The organism is Pseudomonas sp. GM18, from assembly GCF_000282195.1.
Classification (GTDB): Bacteria; Pseudomonadota; Gammaproteobacteria; order Pseudomonadales; family Pseudomonadaceae; genus Aquipseudomonas.
Map to the genome: position 1 here is coordinate 1 of NZ_AKJT01000132.1, position 20,459 is coordinate 20,459.

Sequence of the window (20,459 nt, forward strand, 5' to 3'; positions counted from 1 at the left end):
AAGCTCGACAGCTGCTACGGCGGACGCAGCCTCGCAGACTCGGCAGCTGCTACAACGAGTGTGTCGCCTGTTTGATGTGAGCTGCAAAGCCCGACTGATCCGCAGCAATCTCATCGCGTAACGTGAGTTGCGGAATGTCATACGCCCCTGAATTCTGCGGTCGGAAAGCAATCGGAGCAGTCTTCCCGAGATCATCGAACCGTTGGCCGAGCGCCTCACAGGTCGTTGCAAATCTCGCCTCATCCATTCGGCCGGTCCGATAGATCACGAACGGTGGCAGCACGTCGAAGCCGGGGTAAAACAGTACGCCATGGTGAATGGGGAATAGCACATCGTCGATGGGCCCATTGATGCCCCGTGGGCTGTAATGCGATTCCCATCCGCCCGCAGTGACGATCAGCATCGCCCGTTTGCCCGCCAGCGTGCCTTCCCCGTAGCGGTCGCCCCAGCGCGCATCGGAGTGTTCCCCCACGCCATAGGCAAAACCATAGGCGTAGACGCGTTCCACCCAGCCTTTGAGGATCGCCGGCATCGAGAACCACCACAGCGGAAACTGCAGAATGACGGTATCCGCCCAGAGCAGTTTCTCCTGTTCGAGGGCGATGTCCTGTCGTTGCCGGCCTTCTTCAAAGGCGCGCTTGGAATCCAGCGAAGGATCGAACCGTGCGTGGGCTGGCCGGCCGGGACTGTCATCGGCATCCAGCGAGGCTTTCCAGTCCATCGCGTACAAATCGGAGACCTGCACCCGGTGGCCGGCAGCCTCCAGGCGTTTGACGGCAAAGTCCTTGAGCGAACCGTTCAATGATTTGGGTTCGGGATGGGCATAAACGAGCAGAACATTCATCGCTGAGTCTCCGGTATCAGAAGCCAGCAGAATCGGACTTTGCCAGGTATATTGGAAATGAATAACCAATATGCCAGGTATTGCCATGAATAATCTGCGACGTCTGGACATCAACCTGCTGCTGACCCTTGATGTCTTGCTCTCGGAGCACAACGTAACCCGTGCGGCGCAACGCCTGAATTTGTCTCAACCGTCGGTGAGTGTTCATCTCGCCAAATTGAGGGACATCTTCAGCGATCCGCTGTTACTGCCAGGGCCACGGGGCATGCGGCCCACGGCCCGCGCCGATGAGTTGCGCGAGCCGTTGCGTCTGGCCCTGGAAGCCCTGGAGCGCGCGGTGTCGCCCGCCAGCCCTTTCAACCCGGCCGAGGCGCGGCAGACGTGGAACGTCATGGCGTCTGATTATGGCGAGTCGACCATCATCTTGCCCGCGTTGGCCGGGCTGCGCTCGGCAGCACCCGGCACGCGTTTGGCGCTGTTTGACCTGGTGCCGTCACAGCTGGCCAGGCAAGCGGAGCAGGGCGCAATCGATCTGGCGTTTCATACCAGCGAGGACTCTCCCCTTGGCTTACGGCGTCGAACGTTGTTTACCGAACGGTATGTGTTGGTGGGACGTGCCGGCCATCCGCGGTTGAAAAAGCGGCCGACCCTTGCGCAATTCTGTGAGCTCGACCAGGTGATCGTGTCGCCGGATGGCGGGGGCTTCCAGGGTGTCACCGACAAGGCGCTTGCCAAGGTGGGCGTGACGCGCCGCGTGGTGCTGTCGGTGCCGCATTTCCTGTTTGTCCGGTCGGTGGTGGAGAGCACCGACATGGTCGCGATGCTGCCGTCGCGGCTGGTTCGCGATGGGCGTGGGCTGGAAGTGGTCGAGCCACCGCTTGAAGTTCCGGGTTACGAGATGTCGATGCTCTGGGCCGAGCGCTGCCACCGCGACCCTGGGCATCAATGGTTGCGTGATTTCATTGTGAGTGCCTTGTGATTGCTATCAGTTAAACGCAATCAATGTGGGAGCGCCTTGTGTTGATTGAGGTGATTGGCTAATCTCGCATAAACACGCAAAAACAGGCATAACCATGCACGTCGAGCATTCCTCCGCTGAACTCCCCCAACTTCGCCGCCAAAAAATCCTGCTGATCCTCGAACGTGACGGCAAGGTCATGGCTTCCGAGCTGAGCCTGCATTTCGCCGTATCCGAAGACACCATTCGCCGTGACCTGTCGGAGCTGGCCAGCGCCGGGCTGGTGCAGCGGGTGCATGGCGGGGCGCTGCCGCGGCCCAAGGACACGGGCAAGGATTACTTCACCCGGGTCAGCGAAACCGACGAGGTGAAAACCCGGCTGGCGCAGCTCGCCGCGCGCCGGGTCAAAGACGGCCAGATCGTGATGTTCGATTCCGGGAGCACCACGCTGCAGATCGCACGCTCGCTGCCCGCTGACATTGTCATCACGGCTGTCACTGCGTCGCCGATGATCGCGATCACCTTGGCCGAATATAAAGGCATCACGGTGATTGTCGCCGGTGGTCAGCTCAATCCCGCGACTATGTCCTCCAGCGGCCATGAAACTTTGCGGCTGATCGAGGGCATCAAGGCCGACCTGGTGTTCACCGGGGTCTGTGCCATTCATCCGGAAGTCGGCCTCAGCTCGCTGCATTTCGATGAGGTGCCGGTGAAACAGGCGATGCTCGCCAGCGCCTCCCACGTGATTGCCGTGACCACCGCAGACAAACTGGGGGCGGTGGAGCCCTTTGTGGTTGCGCCTTGTGCCCGTGTGCATACGCTGATCACCGAGCGTCACGTGGCCTCGGGCAATCTCGAGGATTATCAAAAACTGGGGATCGAGGTGGTGCAGGCAGACGCCTGAGCGTCATCGCGCCCGGCGCTGCATGGGTTACGCTGATAGCAACGACGGGAGGAATGCAGTTATGACTGAGCGCCATATAACCCACTCGGAAACGCTGTCGAACGGATGCACGATTGAGGTTAAAGCCGAGATATTGAGAGATGGTTCGCTGAAGATGTTCATGGGGGTCTATTGGCCGGACGGCTCGGCCATCGTCGAGGACAAACACCCCTCGCCGCATCTGCTGGACATGGAAGCGGCGATGGAGTGGGCCATCGAAAAAGCCAAAACCATCGGTAACAGCCAGAGAACGCTTTAAGGCCCGGCGATAACGGAATCATTGATCGGCTGGAAGGTCGTAACTATGGGTTTGAACGCACTGCGATCGATTCGCCGCTAGCGTCACCTCATCCCCGTAGTTCTGACCTTTTAGGACGTTAAAATAATGAAGCGCACCGCGATAATGACCCTGGCCATTGCAAGTACTCTCCTGCTGGGAGGTTGCTTTCCTTACTGGGAAGAGGGAGACAGGTACGATCGGGATCACCGTGAATACCGTCGCGACCATGACCGTGGCTATTATTACCGTGATGATCGAGGGTATGACCGGGATTACGATCGTCGTGATGATCGCCGTCGGCACCGCGACCATGACGACCGAGACGACGATTGACCTGTCCATGCCCAGTTTCAGAGCGGCCATCACCGCTCTGATCTCCTGAGGAATAACCATGCGAAGGCTGACTGGGCATCTTGTTGCACCCCTCACTCAATGGCTGATGGCGTCGGGCATCGGCCTGACCGCCGTGGTGTTCAATGCACAGGCACAAATCCCACCTCAAGCCACTCAGGAAATAAACAGCTTGCTGGACTTTGTCGAGCACAGTGAATGCCGGTTTGTGCGTAACGGGAGCGAATACCAAGGCCCTCAGGCCCGGGCGCATCTGGAGAAGAAGCTGGAGTACCTTGAAGAACAGGACAGGGTGAACAGCGCCGAAGACTTCATTGAGCTGGCGGCCACTCAAAGCAGCACGAGTGGCCGAGCCTATGAAGTGCGCTGTCCGGCAGGCATACAACCGGCCAGTCTCTGGTTGAAGACCGAGCTACAGCGGCAACGGCAACTTCATTGATTGTCTTGTCGGGCACTAGCGCAGCGCCCGGTACAATCAAGCAGCGGCCTTCACGGCGTACCGAACATCGCCGTCCAATAGATTCCCGCATCACTCTTCGGGTCCACCGCGTAGGCTGCACCCAGTTCGCGAAACTGCGGGTTCATCAGGTTGGCGCAATGGCCCGGGCTGGCCAGCCAGCCATCCACTACCTTACGCACGGTGTCTTGCCCGGCGGCGATGTTTTCACCGACCTGCTGACCGGCGTAACCCGCCAGTTCAGCCCGATCACCCGGCGTGCGGCCGTCGCGGTCCTTGTGATCGAAAAAATTATGGTTGGCCATGGCCCGGCTGTGGCCCTCGGCGGCTGATCCGAGCGTGGCGTTCCAGGCCAGCGGCGTGGTGGCGGCGAAGGATTGGGCGCCACACTGGCGCGCTTGCGTGCGGGCGCTGTTCATCGCTTCGAGCAGTTTCTGGCCCTCCGCCTGCCAGTCGCCCAGCCGCCCGGACAACAGGGGACGCGCCAGCACGATGCGCCACTCTCGGCCCTCCCGGCTAACGCCGACGTCGACAAATTGCGGGTCCAGCACCACCCGGCAGAAGCTCTCCTGAATCGCCTTCATCGCGGCGGGCGCATCACGCGGACCGGACAAACTGATCGCCTGCACGTTAACCATCGGATAAGCCGCGCGGGCCAGTGCCTGCTGCAGGTCACCGATGCTGTTGGCGGACAGCACCAGACGCGGATCGCTGGCCAGCGGTGGCAACTCCGACGACGCCTGACCGGCACAGCGTTGTACCTGGCTGCGGTAAACGTTGATCGACTCGACCAGCTGTTGTTCATCGGCCGCCGACGCGATGACGCTGAACACCAACCCGCATGACAACACGCCAAGATGCAAAACGGATGACAGGCTGCGCATGAAAATCTCCCTTGAACGGACTGCGCTCATGATGCGCGATGTCACCCCTCTTTATGCAATGCCTTTTCGCGCCCCAAATGCAGTTTATTGCCTGCCTGTTGGTATGAATTCCGGCTACTACAATCAATCCAGGTCTGCGATCGTTTCGTTGCTCACGCCGGTTTCAATCAGAAGGGTCGGAACATGCGATTTAAAGGGGTAGCCACCTGTTTCGCAATCGTCCTTCTGTGCGGTCAGGTGTGGGCGACTGACCAGGAGCAAAAAAAGGAAGTGGCCGAAGAGAAGGCGCAGGTCCTGGAGCAGAAAGCAGCAGAGAAGGGCAGCGAAGTTCCGGTGCCCAAATCCGAGGTCATTACCCCCTCCGAGGTGCAGGCGGTCGATCCGGCTGGTGCCGCGCCGCTGGACGATGCCATTACGTGCCTTGCACGCAGTATTTACTGGGAAGCCAAAGGGGTAGCTGCTGCCGACATGGAAGGCGTCGCCAGCGTGGTCATGAACCGGCTGGGCCACGAAGGTTTTCCGGATACGGTGTGCGCCGTGGTCAAGCAAGGTTCCGAAAAGCATGCCTGCCAGTTTTCCTGGTGGTGCGACGGGCGTGCGGATCAGGTAAAGGAAGACGACGAATATGCCATCGCCAAGGAGATCGCGCGCAAGGCACTCAACAAGCAACTCACGGACCGCACCCAGGGTGCCTTGTATTTCCACGACAGAACGGTGAAACCCGACTGGGCGAAGGAGTACATCAAGACAGGCGAGACCTCGAAGTTTCTGTTCTATAAGCCTGGTGGCGGAACGGCAAAGTAGGTGCGAATCGCTTCGCACCACCTGGCCCGTCCGTTATTGACCGCGAATGTAACGGGTGGGAAACGCCACGGTGATGGTCAGCCCCTCGCGCTTCCAGTCTCGGCGGATTTCGCCGTGAAGCTGGCCATGCACAGTCGCTTTTGCGAGAAGTGTGCCGAAACCGGTGCTGTCGGGTTCCCGGTCAATGAGCGGCCCATTCCTTTCGCTCCAGACAACGGTGAACACCTCCTCACTCTCGCTGCAGGAAATATCCAAAAGCCCTTCAGGCAAAGAGAGCGCCCCATATTTCGCGGCGTTGGTTGCAAACTCATGCAACAGCAGGGCGAAGCTGGTGACTGACGCACCGTCAATCGTTATGTCGGGGCCGGTCACGAAAGCGCGTGACTGGCTGTTGTCATCGCCACCGGCATAAGGCGCGAGAATGGTTTGAATGAGGGCATGCAATGTCGTTGGCTGCTCGTTACTCAAACCGTGCGGTATGGTCAGGGTATGGGCTCGCGCCAATGCGTTCAGCCTTGCGCAAACGGCGGAGGCGAGTTCACCTGAGGTCGTTGCTGAACGGGCGCTCAGTGAGACCACGCTGTTCGCCAGGGTGAACAGGTTTTTCACCCGGTGATCCATCTCTCTGATGAGCAGGCTCTTTTGTTCTTCCGCCTGTCGGCGCTCGGTGATATCGCGAGCGATTTTGGCCGCTCCGACGATACGGCCTTGCCGATTTCTGATGGGGGAGACGGCGAGAGAGATCTCGACAAGGCTGCCGTCTTTGCGCCGCCGGAGGGTTTCATAGTGTTCGATGCGCTCGCCTCGACGAATGCGCGCCAAAATGCCGGGTTCCTCATCCTGCCGATTCAGGGGCGTGAGTATGTCGATGGGTTGGCCGACGGCTTCTTCGGCTGTGTAACCGAAGAGTCGCTGGGCGCCAGCGTTCCAGTTGGTAATCGTGCCGTTCAGGTCTTTGGCGATGATTGCATCGGCGGACGATTCGACCAGTGCGTCATGGATCAGCGCGGCTTCATCGGCGATGGTCTGGTCGGTCAGATCGATCAGCATGTTAACGGCGCCTATCAGGCCGCCTGCTGCATCGAAGATCGGCGAGGGGCACGCCAGAAAACGAACGCGTGTGCCATCCGGACGCTCGGCGATGGCTTCAAGCCCTCGGACAGGACGTTGTTCCTTTAATGCCATGGCCATGGGGCATTCATCGTGGGGCAGCGGCGTGCCGTCAGGCCAATAGAGCTTCCAGGAGCCGCAGAAGGTGCTTTCCCCAAGCGTCGGGCTCACTCCCCACAGCGCCACCGCTGCATGGTTGTAAAAGGTGATCAGACCCTTTGCATCGGTTGTGTAGATCGCCTCGGGCAGTGCCTCAAGGACATCACTCAATCCCAGGTCGTGAAGGGATGGGGAGGTTTGCTCGCTACCTTCTGAGGACATACAGGTAGGTCCAATAGCGGTGTCGTCCTCATAGATAGGTCCTTGGCTCATTCGCTAGCTCCATGCTGGTGGTGCCTTGGCACTCGATTCAGGTGATTCGGGTTGAAAATACAGGATATAGAGATGTGGTCAGGTCCCGGAAAGAACCTTGGCTCCAATTAAGGACTATTTTTGGTCGCACACAAGAAATTTGATCGAAATTCGCCCGCTGATGCCCGTACATTTTTACGGTTTCTTTACGGTAGGTATTTTCCCTCGCGACGATACTTGCCGCGTTTTTTTGATCGTCGACAGGCCTGCAAAACTCGCCAGGTCGCCTTAACGAACGGCATGACACCCCATGGACTAATCTCATTATCAAACTGTGGGGTTTCATGGCTGAGTCCAAACATTTACCGGCTGACCTCGCAAACCCTCTTGCTCGAAGGTGGCATGCCATTTCTTTCCTTCCATTTCAGAGAAGCTACCCGTGAGCGAAACAGCGATCCCCTCCCATGAAGACTCCCACGGCAAAACATCAGCAGTGGGCTTGCTCGTTGCCGCGGTCGGCGTGGTTTATGGGGACATTGGCACCAGCCCGCTGTACACCCTCAAGGAAGTGTTCGCCGGTCACTATGGCGTCCAGGCCAATCACGACGGTGTGCTGGGTGTTCTGTCGTTGATTTTCTGGTCGCTGATCTGGGTCGTCTCGATCAAGTACGTGCTGTTTATCCTGCGCGCCGACAACCAGGGCGAGGGCGGCATCATGGCCTTGACGGCACTGGCACGGCGGGCCTCGGCGCCGTATCCGGAAATGAGCAGGGTCCTGGTGTTGCTCGGGCTGTTTGGCGCGGCACTGTTTTACGGGGACAGCATGATCACCCCGGCCATCTCGGTGCTCTCTGCGGTTGAAGGGCTGCAGCTTGCGTTCGAAGGTATCGGGCATTGGGTCGTGCCGCTGTCCGTTATCGTGCTGGTAGCCCTTTTCCTGATCCAGAAACATGGCACGGCGCGTATCGGCATCCTGTTCGGCCCGGTCATGGTGCTGTGGTTCGGGGTGTTAGGCGCCCTCGGCATTTACGGCATCCTGCAACGGCCGGAAGTCCTGCAGGCGCTCAATCCTGCGTGGGCCGTGAATTTTTTCGTGGTTCATCCGGGCATTGGCGTCGCCATTCTGGGCGCCGTGGTGTTGGCGTTGACCGGTGCTGAAGCGCTGTATGCCGACATGGGCCATTTTGGTCGCAAACCGATTGCCCGTGCCTGGTTCATCCTCGTGCTGCCCGGCCTGGTACTCAACTACTTTGGCCAGGGCGCGTTGATCCTCGGGAGCCCGGAAGCGGTACGCAACCCGTTCTATCTATTGGCACCCGACTGGGCGCTGCTGCCGATGGTCGCGCTGTCGACACTGGCCACCATCATCGCCTCCCAGGCGGTGATTTCCGGGGCGTTCTCACTGACCCGCCAGGCCATTCAGTTGGGTTACGTGCCGCGTATGTTTATCCAGCACACCTCCAGTCAGGAGCAGGGGCAGATTTACATCGGCATTGTGAACTGGGCGCTGATGGTCGGCGTCGTGTTGCTGGTCATCGGCTTTGAGTCGTCCAGTGCGCTGGCAGCGGCGTATGGCGTGGCAGTGACGGGGACCATGTTGATTACGACCATTCTGTCTTCGGCCGTGGTTTTGCTGCTGTGGAAAACACCGCGTTGGCTGGCGATTCCGATGCTGTTGGGTTTTCTCATGGTCGACAGCCTGTATTTCGCCGCCAACGCGACGAAGATCTTCCAGGGCGGTGCGTTCCCGGTGATTGCCGGTATTGCCCTGTTAATTTTGATGACCACCTGGAAACGCGGCCGAAAGATCATTGTCGAGCGACTGGACGAAACCGCTCTGCCGCTGCCGTTGTTCATCAGCAGCATCGGCGCGCAACCCCCCCATCGGGTGCAAGGTACCGCGGTATTTCTGACGGCCAGATCCGATGCTGTCCCCCATGCCCTGTTGCACAACCTGTTGCATAACCAGGTGCTACACGAGCAGGTGGTGTTTCTCACCGTGATCTCTGAAGACCGCCCGCGTGTGCCTGCGGATCAGCGATTCGAGGCCGAGTCCTATGGCGAAGGGTTCTTCCGGGTCAGTCTGCACTTTGGTTTTATAGAAGAGCCCGATGTGCCTCTGGCGTTGAGCCTGTGCCATTTGAAAGAGCTGGATTTCAGCCCGATGCGCACCACGTATTTCCTCAGCCGCGAGACGGTTATCCCGACCAAGCGTATCGGCATGGCCCGTTGGCGCGAGACTCTGTTCGCGTTCTTGCTGAAGAACGCTAACAGCAACCTCAAATACTTCAATTTGCCGCTCAATCGTGTGATCGAGCTGGGTACGCAGGTTGAGATGTAGCCATTCATCCATGCGGGAGCGGGTTTGCCCGCTCCATAGGTTCCTCCGACTTTAGCCTTGCAGCGCTTCCATCAGTACCTGCACCAACTGACCACCTTGCGGCGTAGCCCAACTCCCGGCGAGTTCTGCGATCAGTTGGTTGGTGGTGGTCAGCGTCACGCCGCCCTTATCCATCCGCCGCAGGGCGATGTCATCGGCCATCACACTCGGTGAACCGCCACCGTCGGCCACCACCTGAACGTCATACCCTTCGCGCACCAGACTCAGCGCCGGATAAACCGTGCACACGTCATTGGTGACACCGGCAATGATCAGCTTTTTACGGCCGGTGGCTTTGACGGCGGCAGCGAAGTTTTCATCGTCCATGGCGTTGACGATGCCCAGGCGTTTGACGCGGGAAGCGAACTCGGCAGGCAGGATCTGCTCCAGTTCACTCAGCAGCGGCCCCTGCGCGTATTCTTCCATGCTGGAGGTCAGCACCACCGGAAGTTTCAGAATGCTGGCCGCTTTGGCGAGCATCAGCGCGTTGCGTTTCAGTTCTTCGAACGGGATGGATTTCACCCAGCCCATCGTTCCCACCTGGTGATCGATCAACAGCAGGGCGGCATTGTCGGCACTGAATTTTTCATACGTCATGATGATTCTCCTGGCAGTAGGGTTGCGGCATGGGGCTATCATTGATCAATCCGAATACGGGATAAACCGGGTAAAATTGAAATGACTGATCCACTGGTGGAGCAATAGCTTTGGAGTTTCTCAACGACATGGCGCTGTTTGTCGAGGTTGTGAAGGCGCGCAGTTTCCGCCGTGCAGCCGAGGCGATGGGCATGCCGAACTCGACGCTGTCGCGCCGGATAAGTGGCCTGGAGAAGGAAATCGGGCTCAGGCTTTTGCATCGCACCACGCGCAAGATCGAGCTGACCGAAGCAGGGCAGTTGTACTTCGATCGCTGCAAACGCATCGTCGAAGAAGCCCGGCTCGCGCACGAGCAGCTCGGCGAAATGCTGGCCCGGCCCAGCGGTGTGCTGCGGGCCTCGCTGCCGGTGGATTTCGCCAATATCTACCTGGCGCCGCTGATAGCGGAGTTTGCCCGGCTGTATCCCGGCATCAGCTTCGAGTTCGATCTGACCCCGCGTCAGGTCGATCTGGTGAGTGAGCCGATTGATGTGGTCATCCGCATGGGCGAGCCCGCGAGTTCGAACCTGATCGCCCGCAAGCTCGCCAGTTTGCGCCGCGGTCTTTACGCCTCACCCCGTTATCTCGAACAGTACGGTGACCCTGTTCAGCCCTCGGACCTGACGCACCACCAATGCCTGCGTCTGCGCGGAACCCGTGCCGAACGCTGGATGCTCTCCAGCAGTGAAGGGGAGGTGGACGTTGAGGTGGGCGGTCGATTCGAGCTCAACAGCGTGGGAATGATTCGACGTCTGGCGACGCTGGATCAGGGGGTCGCGTTACTGGCCGAAGGCATCGTTTTGCAAGACCTCGCCGATGGCACGCTGCGCAGAGTCTTGCCGCAGTGGCAGGCTTCGCCCATCTCGGTTTACGCCCTCACCGAGACGCGGCTGTTACCGGCGAAAACCCAACGGTTTATCGAGTTCCTGCGTGAGAAATTGCAGGATGCTTAGCGGGTGGTGACTGCCTTTCATCGCTTGCGGCAAATATCATGTGAATTCGCGATGACAATTCTGCCGGGCTTCTATACTGAATCTCGCAGAGGCGCGCGTCACCGTAAATCAGCGGGCCTCGTGAGCGCAGTTCAGCCCTTAACATGAAGTCGCGAACTGCAAAGGATTGCAATCGGTGTGACGACACAGTCGCCACCCCAGCGAAATGTTGCAAGGGAGGGTGCGTTCATGAGTACGGCTCGACAAGATGTCGCGACACTCGGTTCCGGATGGAACAAGGTTCTGCTCAACTATGCGCTGGCAATGCGTGAGCTGGACAAGCTGCCGATAACCGATCGCAACAGTTGGAAATTCCTGGGCGCCATCCACGGGTTCGATCGGCAATTGTGGATTGACGAGAACGTCCTGGGTGAAGACGACCCGGTTCCCAAGGATCTGACCAACTATACCTACGGCAGTCAGTGCCAGCACGGCAGCTGGTATTTCCTTTCCTGGCACCGCGGTTATGTGTATGCATTCGAGGCGATCGTCGCCGCAAAAGTGAAGGAACTGACCGGTGACGATTGGGCGCTGCCGTACTGGAACTACCTCAATAGCAGCAACCCTGATGCGCGGCGTGTTCCGGATGCTTTCCTGGTGGAAACCTTGCCCGACGGCAGCCCGAACCCGCTCAGCAAATATCCCCGTCGACAAGGACTTACCAGGCTGCGGCCAGGCCCACGGGATGCGTTCAGCCTCGCTGCGATGGAGGAGAACGATTTCCAGGTCGGCAATGATGGCAGCATCGGATTCGGCGGCGGAGTCACCGGCGATTTCGTTCAGTTCGCTCGCTGGACCGGCGATCTGGAGAACAACCCGCACAATACGGTCCATCGTCTCATCGGCGGTGACCAGGGATTCATGGCCAATCCGTATCTCGCGGGCCTGGACCCGATCTTCTGGTTGCACCATTGCAACATCGACCGGCTCTGGGAAGCGTGGATGAGCACGCCGGGCAAGACGATGGTTCGCGACCCGCGCTGGCTCAACGGCCCGGCTGACCGTACCTTCATCATGCCGGTGCCTGGCGGCGGCGTTGCTGGAATGAAGTTCTCCGGCCGCGACACACTGAAGGATGGCAAATTGCACCGTAGCTATGCGGACTTGAGCATCGGCACCGGTGTAACACCTGGAGCAGAGGCTGTGGCACGGGTCAAAATGGGTGCGCCGGATCAACAAAGCATCGAGCCAATCGGTGCCAATGCGGCGGCGGTCAGGGTTGGCGGGGCGCCGGTGCGCACGCAGGTCGACCTCGACCAGCAAGCCACCACCGCCGGCATCGCCGCGATGGGCGCGATGGAGCCGGGCAAGGAGGTGACCCGCCTTTACCTTGCGCTTGAATCGGTGCGCGGCTCCGCGCCTTCGCCTCTGCTGGAGGTGTACGTCAATCTGCCGGAAGGCGTCGATCCGCAACTCCACCCTGAGTGCCATGCCGGCAGCCTGACGCTGTTCGGCCTGAACGTCGCCTCGCGGCCAGACGGCGGCCATGGCGGTAACGGGCTTGGCTACACGATCGACATTACCGACCTGGCCCAACGGCTGACGGATGCTGGCGACTTCGATCCGAATCATCTGCGTGTGACCCTCGTTCCGGGCGAGCAGATATCGGAAGCCAAGCCTGTGACCGTGGACCGAATCAGCGTTCTCAAGCGAAGTGGCGTCGTGAGCTGAGTACGCTCTCATGCAGCCAGGTTCGGTACTGCGCAGCTTCACCCAGGCGCCTTGGCCGTTGCTGTTCGCAACGGCTGGGCTCGGCCTGGCCCTGAGCATTTACAACGTCGGGCACGCTGCGTATCCGACCTTCTGCAGCTCGCTGGCGGGGCTGTCTATCGTCACGCTCTGGCCCACCGCGCTGGAGGCCGAGTTCGCCCTGAATCCACTGAACCGCCTGCTGGCTGACTGGGCGCTGATGCTTGTCGCGATGATGCCACCGCTGCTGGCGATGCCACTCATGCATGTCTGGCGCTCCAGCCTGCCACGCAGACGCCTGCGCGCGTCAGTCGGGTTCTTGCTCGGTTACGGTGCGCTATGGATGGCCGCCGGACCGATCCTGACTGTCCTCGCGCTGTTGTTGCAGCTCAGCGTCGCAGAGGCTGCCCTTGCCGGGGCACTGCTGATTGCGATGCTGTGGAGTGCCAGTCCGTGGCACCGCGCGGCGCTCAATCGCGGTCACCGGATGCGGCGGATCGGTCTGTTCGGTTGGGCTGCCGACAGGGATTGCCTGATCTTCGGCATGACGCATGGGCTCTGGTGCATTGCGTCGTGCTGGGCGTGGATGTTGCTGCCACTGCTTGGCGGGGCGTGGCACATCCCGATCATGTTGTTTGCAGGCGCGATGATGCTGGCTGAGCGTCTGACTCCTGCTGATCGTTTCCCCCGACTTGATCTCGTCTCTGTCCTCACGGCGCGAAAGGCGGCGCGCCCGCATGACTAGGCGGGCCTGTCTGGCGATCGGGGTCAGCACGCTGACTCCGACCTCAAACCAGACGTTGCGCTTCGCGTACCTGGACGGAGCCGTGCTCGCCGCCCGTTCAATCGGCGACTGGGCGCTCCGCTCGGGCTTCGGCTCCGGCAACGTAAGAATCGTCGACGACGGTCTCGCTGGCGACATTCCAGTCACCCGTGAACGGGTGCAGCAAGCGGTCGATGAACTGTTTCCGAGCGGCGCCGAGGTGGTCGAGCAGTTGATCCTGGCGTTTTGCGGTCATGGCCTCACCGATGCGAATATCGGCTCGATCTCGTGGCTGTTCAGCGATTCCCTGCGCTTGAAGTACCGTGTGCTGGCCGACTTGTTCTACACCGAACTGTTACTGCATGGCGTGCAGCGCATCACGCTGATTACTGATGCCTGCCGCGAAGCGCCGAAGAATATCGACCTGATGCGCCTCGATGCCGTGCGCGGGATCGTCGTGCAGGGCACACAAGTTGATAGCCCCAGGTTTGATCGCCTGGCCTCCTGCCAGGACGGACAACTCGGCTATATGGTGTCTGATCCGATGTCCGGCGCTCCCGGCAAGTGTGTGTTTTCTGGCGTGATCGCCGACGCGCTCTGGGGCATCGAGCCGGCCGCCATCATCGATGGTGTGATCACCACGGAGACACTGGGCAAATGCGTGCGGTCGCGCACCACCGAGCGCGCGAAAGAGTATCGCCTGAAGCTCAACCCGCAGTGTCTGGTCGACCCGGAACCGGCCGTGCTCTATAACACCGCAATTCCACTACAAGGCGCCGCCGAATTACAGCCCTGGCCACGTACGGGAAATGCCACCACCCTGGGCGCCGTCGAAGCGGCTGGTGCACCGGGGGCTGCCGAGCAAATTCTTGAGCGGGTGCATACCGACACGGACTTTCGCGAGCAAATCCTCGGCACCGGTTTTGGCTTCAAGGGGCGCGATCTGGCGGTGCCAGCCGACCACTTCATCACCATCCCCGAGGACAGTAAGGATCTACTCCAGGATTTGTTCGAACTGCGGCACCAGACCACTCGCACGCCTGAAAAAACGCAAAAGGCACAGGCACTGGTTCAGCGGCTGGAGGCCGATGCGGCTGCTGATGTGCGCAAGACTGCGGCTGGAGAGGTTCGGCGCAGGCTGGAGCAGGTCAACGATCCTGGCCGGGCGAACGTCATCGTCTGGGGCAATCCAGCGAGGCTTTTGTCCCGGGAACCGATCGAGCGACTAGACCCAACGCCGGGGTTCGAGACCTTCCGCATCAAGGGCGATCCGCAGGGGATGCCGGTGTTGGTCGAGTTGGCCGATGGCACATTTACACCGGTCGTTCCGTACGATGACCTGTACGCCGTCGTGGCACCCAGCACCGCCGGCGACGTTTTCCAGGCCTACGGCATGCGCAATGCCCCCGAGAACTATCAAGGGATGCTCGGCGCAATCGACGACTTCGCCGCCGGCCGGCTCCAAGCCGACAGCATCGACCGACTCGCCGCAGACCTGCGGAACCAAAAGCACGCGGATCCCATGCTGGGTGTGATCTGTGCCTACCTGTATCGCGCCGTTGCCGACTACGACAGCATCCGTCGCATGGCGTATTTCTATGTTATCCATGACCAACCGGTGCCCTTTGACATTGCGCTACTCGGCGCGATGCAAGTGACCGTCGAGGCGAATGGTGCTCTGCAGCTGCACGTGCCGACTGTAAAAGCGCGCCAACCCCGACCGGATGCGCCCGCGCTTCCTGACTACGCCATGCAAGCGACCCCGGCCGTGCAGGCCTGGATCGGTGGGCGATGCCCGTGGCTGGGATTGGGTTGGGACTACGTCAAAGACCCGCGCCCGGAATGGGCTGTGCTCGTCGAAGGACTTGCCGATTATGTTGGGATGGTTCGTCGTAGTGGGGCGACGGTGTTGCCTGATAAGGCTGCGTATGGGCTTGCGGCGGTTTGGAAACTTCAGTTGCGTTGAGATGGTTTTGGTGAGTTTCCTTAGGGGGGCTATGTTGTGTTTTTAACTTCGGGTTTGTGATCTTCGCGAGGTGCACCGAGGGTTGCCGTAGTATGAGGTCAGGTACCCGAGTCGGATACGTGCCCCACTTGAGTTCTCACCCTAAACAACCGGTCGGCTATCTGTCGACCGCGCTCCAGCCCCTCCGTCGTCAACCAGATCGATTTGTTCTTGCTCACCGGATTACTGATGAAACCTTGTTCATGCAATCGGTTCATGGTCTCGAAGTCGAATCCTTTCCAGGCATTGCCGTTGTCAAAACTGAAGGTTGCCAACAGGGCAAGCACGGCTTCTTCAATCAGTTTGCCGTCGTATTCCATGATCGTTGCTCCGCTCGTATTCAACAGGTATCGTCGAGTTTATGCCCATTAAGCGATCCATGAACCCCACATTTTAACGGTAGGGGTCTATGTCGAGAAAGCGGACGTTCAACCTTCTCACTAAAGACCGCGAAAAGAGTTAACAATGAAATTTATGCCCGTCGGTTCCAATATGGGCTTTAATGTCCGTGCTCACTATGCAGCCACGTTAGCTTCGACTCCGTACGAAGGTGGATTCGCCTGACGGCGGGTTCAGGCTGCCATGCATTTGTCTAATCAAGGAAGAAACGACATTGAAAATAGCTTTCGGCGTCCTGCTGTTCACCTGCCTGACTTCTATCGCACTCGCTGACGAGAACCCTGTCGGCTTCCAATCTTCCACGCTGCCGGACCCGCACAGTGACCGCTCACTGGAGATGGTCGTTTGGTATCCCAGTGCAACTACCGCCGCCACGCAATTGATCGGCGATGATGCGGTGTTTGTCGGTGCTTCTGCCGTTCGTAACGCGCCGCCAGCTGCTGGCAAGCATCCATTGCTGGTGCTCTCCCACGGATACAGGGGGAACTGGAGCAACCAGATCTGGCTTGCCAGTGCTCTGGCCCATAGGGGTTACATCGTCGCCGCAATCAATCACCCTGGCTCCACCACTCATGACCGTAGCCCTCAAGCAGCGGCACAGTTATGGCAGCGGCCCGTTGATGTGCGCCGAGCCATTGATGGGGTCACGACTCAACCTGAAAAATTCGGTTTGGTCGCCAATGACCGTATTGCAGTAGTGGGCCATTCACTCGGCGGCTGGACCGCCCTGGAGATCGCCGGTGCTCGTTTCGATCCAGACCGCTTCGCCCGTGACTGCAATGCTCACCCGCAGTTAGCAAGTTGCGCCGTCTATGGAATCATGAACCCTGCAAGTACCTCAGAATCAAAGGCCACGTTGGCCGCCGATTTGCGCGATAAACGCGTCACTGCTGTGGTTACATTGGACATTGGCCTTTCGCGGGGTATGACCGATGAAAGCCTGGCGGCGCTGCCGGTACCAACGCTGGTGATCGCTGCCGGCGTACCGTCGCACGACCTTCCTGCTGAACTGGAGTCTGCCAACCTGGCCAAACGCTTGCCTGCGGCGTCAAGCCGTTACGTCGAAATCAGCGACGCAAGCCATTTCAGCTTCTTGTCGATGTGCAAACCTGGCGCGGAGGTAATGCTCGAAGAAGATGTACCAGGCGATGGCATCATTTGCCGGGATGGCGACAGCGGTCGCTCACGTGGGGTGATTCAACAGCAAGTCACATCGCTGATAGCAGAGTTTCTTCAGGCATCCTACAAAGAAGCAAGTTTGTAAACTCGTGGTACGGGAACTGCTGCAGCTCAACAAAAAAACCGCTGTAGCAGTTTTGGCGCCCGCGCAATCTGTCAGATCGGTTGGGCAGGAATGAGCGCTCTGGGTTGGAAGCTATCAGCCGCGAGGGTTACGTAAATCAGCTCTCAGCGGAAATGATTGAGTCCTGACTGGCTTCAGCTGCCAGCTTCAATCGGTCAGCTTTACTAATGTATTTAGTCTTGCTTTTCGGTGCCAATTTGGCACTGGCCTTTTTGGCGTTAGCCTTTAACAGCTGATTTATTTTTTTACGACGATTCATATTTTTTGCTCGGTTTGTCAGTGCTTGAATGATACCAGCTTAAAATTTCAGGAAAAAATGATACTGGTTGCGCTGACCTGCGGATTCCACGCCGTCCGCAGTGGCTGTAGCTGCGGGAACTTCAGGGTACAGGCCAGGTCAATGGGGGCCCTGTATCGCAGATACCGAGCAGCGCTGGTGGCCTGTTTTATGACAGTGCCGTCCGAGATCAGCCGAGTCCGCCCCTGATGCCAGCTAAAAATTTTCTACCGGGTCTCATCCTGGCGTTCTGCGCCGTCGCGTCGCTTTGTTCGGTTGCTGCCGAGCGAAGGGCGACTTCGCAAAGTAACAGCGCATCAACCACCCTGATCGAAACCGCCTCGCGGCAGTATGGAAATGGCCAGTTGGACCAAGCCGCTGCCACGCTGGAGCGTGCCCTGCATATCCAGCCGAACAATCCAGCGACACTGCATTATCTCGGTGTGTTGCGTCTTCAGCAGGGGCAGTACCAGCAGGCTGAAACGTTGGCGGTGCGCTCGAACATGAGGGTTGGCAGCAACGTAGCGTTACGCAACCGCAACTTCCAATTGATCCAGGCGGCGCAGCAGGCCAACGCTTCGAGCACCTCACCCAACGCCAAAGAGGACCAGGTTGCAGTACAGAAGGGGCTCGAGGAGGAGGCTCAAAGGCTCCGCGAAGCAGAAATGGCCGCCGCTGAACAAGCCGCTCCGGATACTGGGCGCGATGCTGGCAACTTCGCTCGCGCAATGCCCGAAGGAAAATTGCAATCGGCTTCCGTCGAGCCAGCGCCCACGTACGATGAAGTTGAGATTCCCCGCGGTCATTGGCCGCCTCCGGGTAAATGCCGAATCTGGTTTCCTGATCGCCCGCCCGGGCATCAGCCCCCACCCGGCAAATGCAAGAAGCTACGGCATCGGGTTCCGTTGGGAGCCTATCTGGTACACGGATGAGTTTCTGAGTGTCTTCTGGCGGGTCGGCGACGGTCCAGCTTCGACCGTCGCGTCACATCAATTGTCAGACTTCCGTCTGTTCCGCCATTCCCAAGGCATCATCGACCTCTATTCCCAGGCTAGCGACGATAGTAGCGGTGATCGTCCTCGTAGCGGTGCCGCATGGGCCGATCATCGTGGCGCTCCCAATAACGATGGCGTTCAGCTTCTCGACGGGCTTGCTCTCTGCGCCACTGTTCTCTACGCCATTCGTCTCGGCGCCAATCGTCTCTACGATCGTGCCAACGGCCGTCATGCCAGTATCGGTCGTCATGGGCCAGCAAGGGGCCTGGCTGTTTGCCAGCCATACTGGCCAAGGTTGGCCAAGGGTTGCTGGCGGCCTCGACCGGAGCCTGAACGGCTGCCACTTCAGTTGCGAAAACAGGGGTTGAGGTCTTCATTTGTGTTGCTGATGCGGAGCCCACTGCCGCGAGCGCGAACAGGCCGAAGAGCACCATCCGTGGGTCATGGAATTTCATGAGCGAAGACAACCTCTGATTGACAATGGACGTGTGGCCATCTGACTGCGGGAAGCCTGCGAGGTCGCGCTTACCGAGGATGTGCCTGTCCACATAGACCTATAAATAGAGAAAAGTTCTAGGACACCGCCGCTTAAATAGTCGACGACCTCATTGTTCGGCCTCTTTGAGGTTTGCTCGCTGGGTGTCTGTATATGGCCGAAATCGGACGTCAGTATGGTTAGAATCAGTGGCGCCCTCTATCGTTCAGGGCACAGAATTCGATGAGCAGACTTTCAACGCTGATTGCGGAAGCTTGGTCAGGGCTTACCTTGCTCAAGGTGCCCCCGCATAAACTACTTAGAGTGGGCATGTAAATCGTTGGTTTTTAAAACAACGAGCGGCAGCACTCGAAACTGGTGATATCGGCCACCGACCGTTTACGAACGGGCGATGGTGTCGAAATCACCTATCGAGGTGTACGGAATAAGTTGACCACTACAAACAAACTATACTCACTCCATATTATGAAAGTAATGTCTGCTCAGGGCCTGAGCTATCTTTTCATCCCACTCATTTTCAGGGACTTCGTCCTTCTTTAGCTTCCTCTTAAGTAATGCAGTAATAGCAGCCTGACGTCGCAAATTCTCTTTTGCGACCTCATCCTTCCCTTTGTATTTTTTCCAATTACTCTTATCAATTCTAATCGCCTCCCTATGAACCTCCATCTTCGCTTTTATTATTGAGGCTAACGGCTCAACATAAGACGCAGTTGGGGCAAATTTAGAAGCCTGCAATATAAAATTGTGTAAAATTTCAGGGCTTCGAAAGTCGCACTTTATTGGGCCCAAAGAATTCTTCAGTTTTTTATCAAGAGCATTCCCATCCCAAGCACTATCCTCTAATGTGATTGTATCTTTCTCGGCATCAAATGGAACGACGTCCGTTGCATCTCCTCCGTTCCTATCAACAATAGCATCCCATAGGGTGACATTAGGGAACCTCTCCTTATCTATGTGCGAGGTTTGAGCAAGAAGAGAAAAAATCGATGCTGGATTAGTCGCAACGTTAGATTTAACTATGCAATACCACTGAATTCTATGGGAATATTCACCATGAACCTCAAACACACCTGGATCCCGCCAGTGGAGTCTGTTTTTAGTTACCTTTGCAAAAACCTCCTTACTAGCGAATCCAGTCAAAATTTGTACTTTTCGGCTTCCAGGAATGCTGAAAGAATTCAAGCTCTCCAAAGTCGTAAATGTCTCCTCAAGAACCCGCTTGGACTTTTTCTTCAGCTCTCCCGTGTACTCTGCATGCTTGGCATAATAATTCGCCACAACCTCATCAATTCTTAGATTTAAATCTATTGTGTTGATTGTGTCCTCCGACATCTCAACTAATGTCGAAGCGCGCTTGCGTAAATCCTCGTTAAGTAGGTTTAGCATTGCTAGAAATTCATTAGGGCTATTTAAGAATTTAGCAATCTTGCAAATATCATTAAGATCCTCATGATCGCCAAAGTTATCTTTAATCTCTTTCTTGATTGTTTCTATCGTCGGCATCGGCCACCCCTCCCTGTTTAGCAACAGCGCACGGCATGA

Annotated in this window: 21 protein-coding genes; 13 read left to right on the forward strand and 8 right to left on the reverse strand. The window is 58.1% G+C overall.

All coding sequences use genetic code 11. The features are described 5' to 3' along the window. Positions 1–49: 49 nt before the first annotated feature. On the reverse strand, positions 50–844 hold the full coding sequence (locus PMI21_RS00625; protein WP_007942071.1) for an NAD(P)H-dependent oxidoreductase: 795 nt from the start codon (positions 842–844) through the stop codon (positions 50–52). Positions 845–929: 85 nt separating this feature from the next. Between PMI21_RS00625 and PMI21_RS00620 the strand changes: the two genes are divergently transcribed. The 5 genes from PMI21_RS00620 to PMI21_RS00605 all read left to right on the forward strand — a co-directional run bounded on the left by PMI21_RS00620 (position 930) and on the right by PMI21_RS00605 (position 3,815). Continuing rightward, positions 930–1,823 (forward strand): LysR family transcriptional regulator, encoded by an 894-nt coding sequence (locus PMI21_RS00620; RefSeq protein ID WP_007942073.1) that lies wholly within the window; start codon positions 930–932, stop codon positions 1,821–1,823. A gap of 94 nt (positions 1,824–1,917) precedes the next feature. After that, positions 1,918–2,706, forward strand: coding sequence for a DeoR/GlpR family DNA-binding transcription regulator (locus PMI21_RS00615; protein WP_007942074.1), 789 nt, complete (start codon positions 1,918–1,920; stop codon positions 2,704–2,706). A 61-nt stretch (positions 2,707–2,767) separates the two neighbouring features. Beyond that, a complete protein-coding gene (locus PMI21_RS00610; protein WP_007942075.1) occupies positions 2,768–3,004 on the forward strand; it encodes a hypothetical protein in 237 nt (78 codons plus the stop codon). A gap of 126 nt (positions 3,005–3,130) precedes the next feature. Then, positions 3,131–3,358: a hypothetical protein gene (locus PMI21_RS30275; protein WP_007942076.1), complete on the forward strand. Its 228-nt coding sequence runs from the start codon at positions 3,131–3,133 to the stop codon at positions 3,356–3,358. Between the two features lie 58 nt (positions 3,359–3,416). Next, complete coding sequence (locus PMI21_RS00605; RefSeq protein WP_007942077.1) at positions 3,417–3,815, forward strand: DUF5329 domain-containing protein; 399 nt, start codon at positions 3,417–3,419, stop codon at positions 3,813–3,815. A 50-nt stretch (positions 3,816–3,865) separates the two neighbouring features. On the opposite strand, the gene PMI21_RS00600 is transcribed toward PMI21_RS00605, so the two are convergent. Next, the gene (locus tag PMI21_RS00600) at positions 3,866–4,717 is read right to left on the reverse strand and encodes a CAP domain-containing protein (RefSeq protein WP_007942078.1); all 852 of its coding nucleotides are present in this window, start codon (positions 4,715–4,717) and stop codon (positions 3,866–3,868) included. Between the two features lie 183 nt (positions 4,718–4,900). Between PMI21_RS00600 and PMI21_RS00595 the strand changes: the two genes are divergently transcribed. After that, complete coding sequence (locus PMI21_RS00595) at positions 4,901–5,521, forward strand: cell wall hydrolase (protein ID WP_007942079.1); 621 nt, start codon at positions 4,901–4,903, stop codon at positions 5,519–5,521. 33 nt (positions 5,522–5,554) lie between these two features. Here the strand turns inward: PMI21_RS00595 and PMI21_RS00590 are convergent, their stop codons facing one another. Further along, entirely contained in the window at positions 5,555–7,003 is a 1,449-nt protein-coding gene (locus PMI21_RS00590) for a PAS domain S-box protein (RefSeq protein ID WP_007942080.1), read from the reverse strand. 418 nt (positions 7,004–7,421) lie between these two features. On the opposite strand from PMI21_RS00590, the gene PMI21_RS00585 reads away from it, so the two are divergent. Continuing rightward, the gene (locus PMI21_RS00585) at positions 7,422–9,323 is read left to right on the forward strand and encodes a potassium transporter Kup (protein ID WP_007942082.1); all 1,902 of its coding nucleotides are present in this window, start codon (positions 7,422–7,424) and stop codon (positions 9,321–9,323) included. A 51-nt stretch (positions 9,324–9,374) separates the two neighbouring features. On the opposite strand, the gene PMI21_RS00580 is transcribed toward PMI21_RS00585, so the two are convergent. Continuing rightward, positions 9,375–9,959, reverse strand: coding sequence for an isochorismatase family protein (locus tag PMI21_RS00580; protein ID WP_007904567.1), 585 nt, complete (start codon positions 9,957–9,959; stop codon positions 9,375–9,377). 110 nt (positions 9,960–10,069) lie between these two features. On the opposite strand from PMI21_RS00580, the gene PMI21_RS00575 reads away from it, so the two are divergent. From PMI21_RS00575 to PMI21_RS00560, 4 genes are all read left to right on the forward strand, one after another. Then, positions 10,070–10,951, forward strand: a complete 882-nt coding sequence (locus PMI21_RS00575) for a LysR family transcriptional regulator (RefSeq protein ID WP_007942083.1) — start codon at positions 10,070–10,072, stop codon at positions 10,949–10,951. A 228-nt stretch (positions 10,952–11,179) separates the two neighbouring features. Continuing rightward, the gene (locus tag PMI21_RS00570; protein ID WP_007942085.1) at positions 11,180–12,661 is read left to right on the forward strand and encodes a tyrosinase family protein; all 1,482 of its coding nucleotides are present in this window, start codon (positions 11,180–11,182) and stop codon (positions 12,659–12,661) included. A 10-nt stretch (positions 12,662–12,671) separates the two neighbouring features. Next, positions 12,672–13,424: a copper chaperone gene (locus tag PMI21_RS00565; protein ID WP_007942086.1), complete on the forward strand. Its 753-nt coding sequence runs from the start codon at positions 12,672–12,674 to the stop codon at positions 13,422–13,424. A gap of 82 nt (positions 13,425–13,506) precedes the next feature. Then, a complete protein-coding gene (locus PMI21_RS00560) occupies positions 13,507–15,408 on the forward strand; it encodes a hypothetical protein (protein ID WP_238541254.1) in 1,902 nt (633 codons plus the stop codon). 98 nt (positions 15,409–15,506) lie between these two features. On the opposite strand, the gene PMI21_RS00555 is transcribed toward PMI21_RS00560, so the two are convergent. Next, complete coding sequence (locus PMI21_RS00555; RefSeq protein WP_007942089.1) at positions 15,507–15,767, reverse strand: DUF6429 family protein; 261 nt, start codon at positions 15,765–15,767, stop codon at positions 15,507–15,509. Between the two features lie 293 nt (positions 15,768–16,060). On the opposite strand from PMI21_RS00555, the gene PMI21_RS00550 reads away from it, so the two are divergent. Further along, positions 16,061–17,110 (forward strand): alpha/beta hydrolase family protein, encoded by a 1,050-nt coding sequence (locus tag PMI21_RS00550; protein ID WP_007942090.1) that lies wholly within the window; start codon positions 16,061–16,063, stop codon positions 17,108–17,110. Positions 17,111–17,246: 136 nt separating this feature from the next. Here the strand turns inward: PMI21_RS00550 and PMI21_RS29290 are convergent, their stop codons facing one another. Beyond that, positions 17,247–17,408, reverse strand: a complete 162-nt coding sequence (locus PMI21_RS29290; protein ID WP_007942091.1) for a DUF2986 domain-containing protein — start codon at positions 17,406–17,408, stop codon at positions 17,247–17,249. Between the two features lie 227 nt (positions 17,409–17,635). Between PMI21_RS29290 and PMI21_RS0128395 the strand changes: the two genes are divergently transcribed. Further along, positions 17,636–18,358, forward strand: a complete 723-nt coding sequence (locus PMI21_RS0128395) for a tetratricopeptide repeat protein (protein WP_033064285.1) — start codon at positions 17,636–17,638, stop codon at positions 18,356–18,358. A gap of 119 nt (positions 18,359–18,477) precedes the next feature. Here PMI21_RS0128395 and PMI21_RS29990 read toward each other — a convergent pair whose 3' ends face one another. Both PMI21_RS29990 and PMI21_RS00540 read right to left on the reverse strand, forming a co-directional pair. Then, positions 18,478–18,876, reverse strand: coding sequence for a hypothetical protein (locus tag PMI21_RS29990; RefSeq protein ID WP_238541255.1), 399 nt, complete (start codon positions 18,874–18,876; stop codon positions 18,478–18,480). A 494-nt stretch (positions 18,877–19,370) separates the two neighbouring features. Then, positions 19,371–20,420, reverse strand: coding sequence for a LirA/MavJ family T4SS effector (locus PMI21_RS00540; RefSeq protein ID WP_007942094.1), 1,050 nt, complete (start codon positions 20,418–20,420; stop codon positions 19,371–19,373). Between the last annotated feature and the right edge of the window lie 39 nt (positions 20,421–20,459).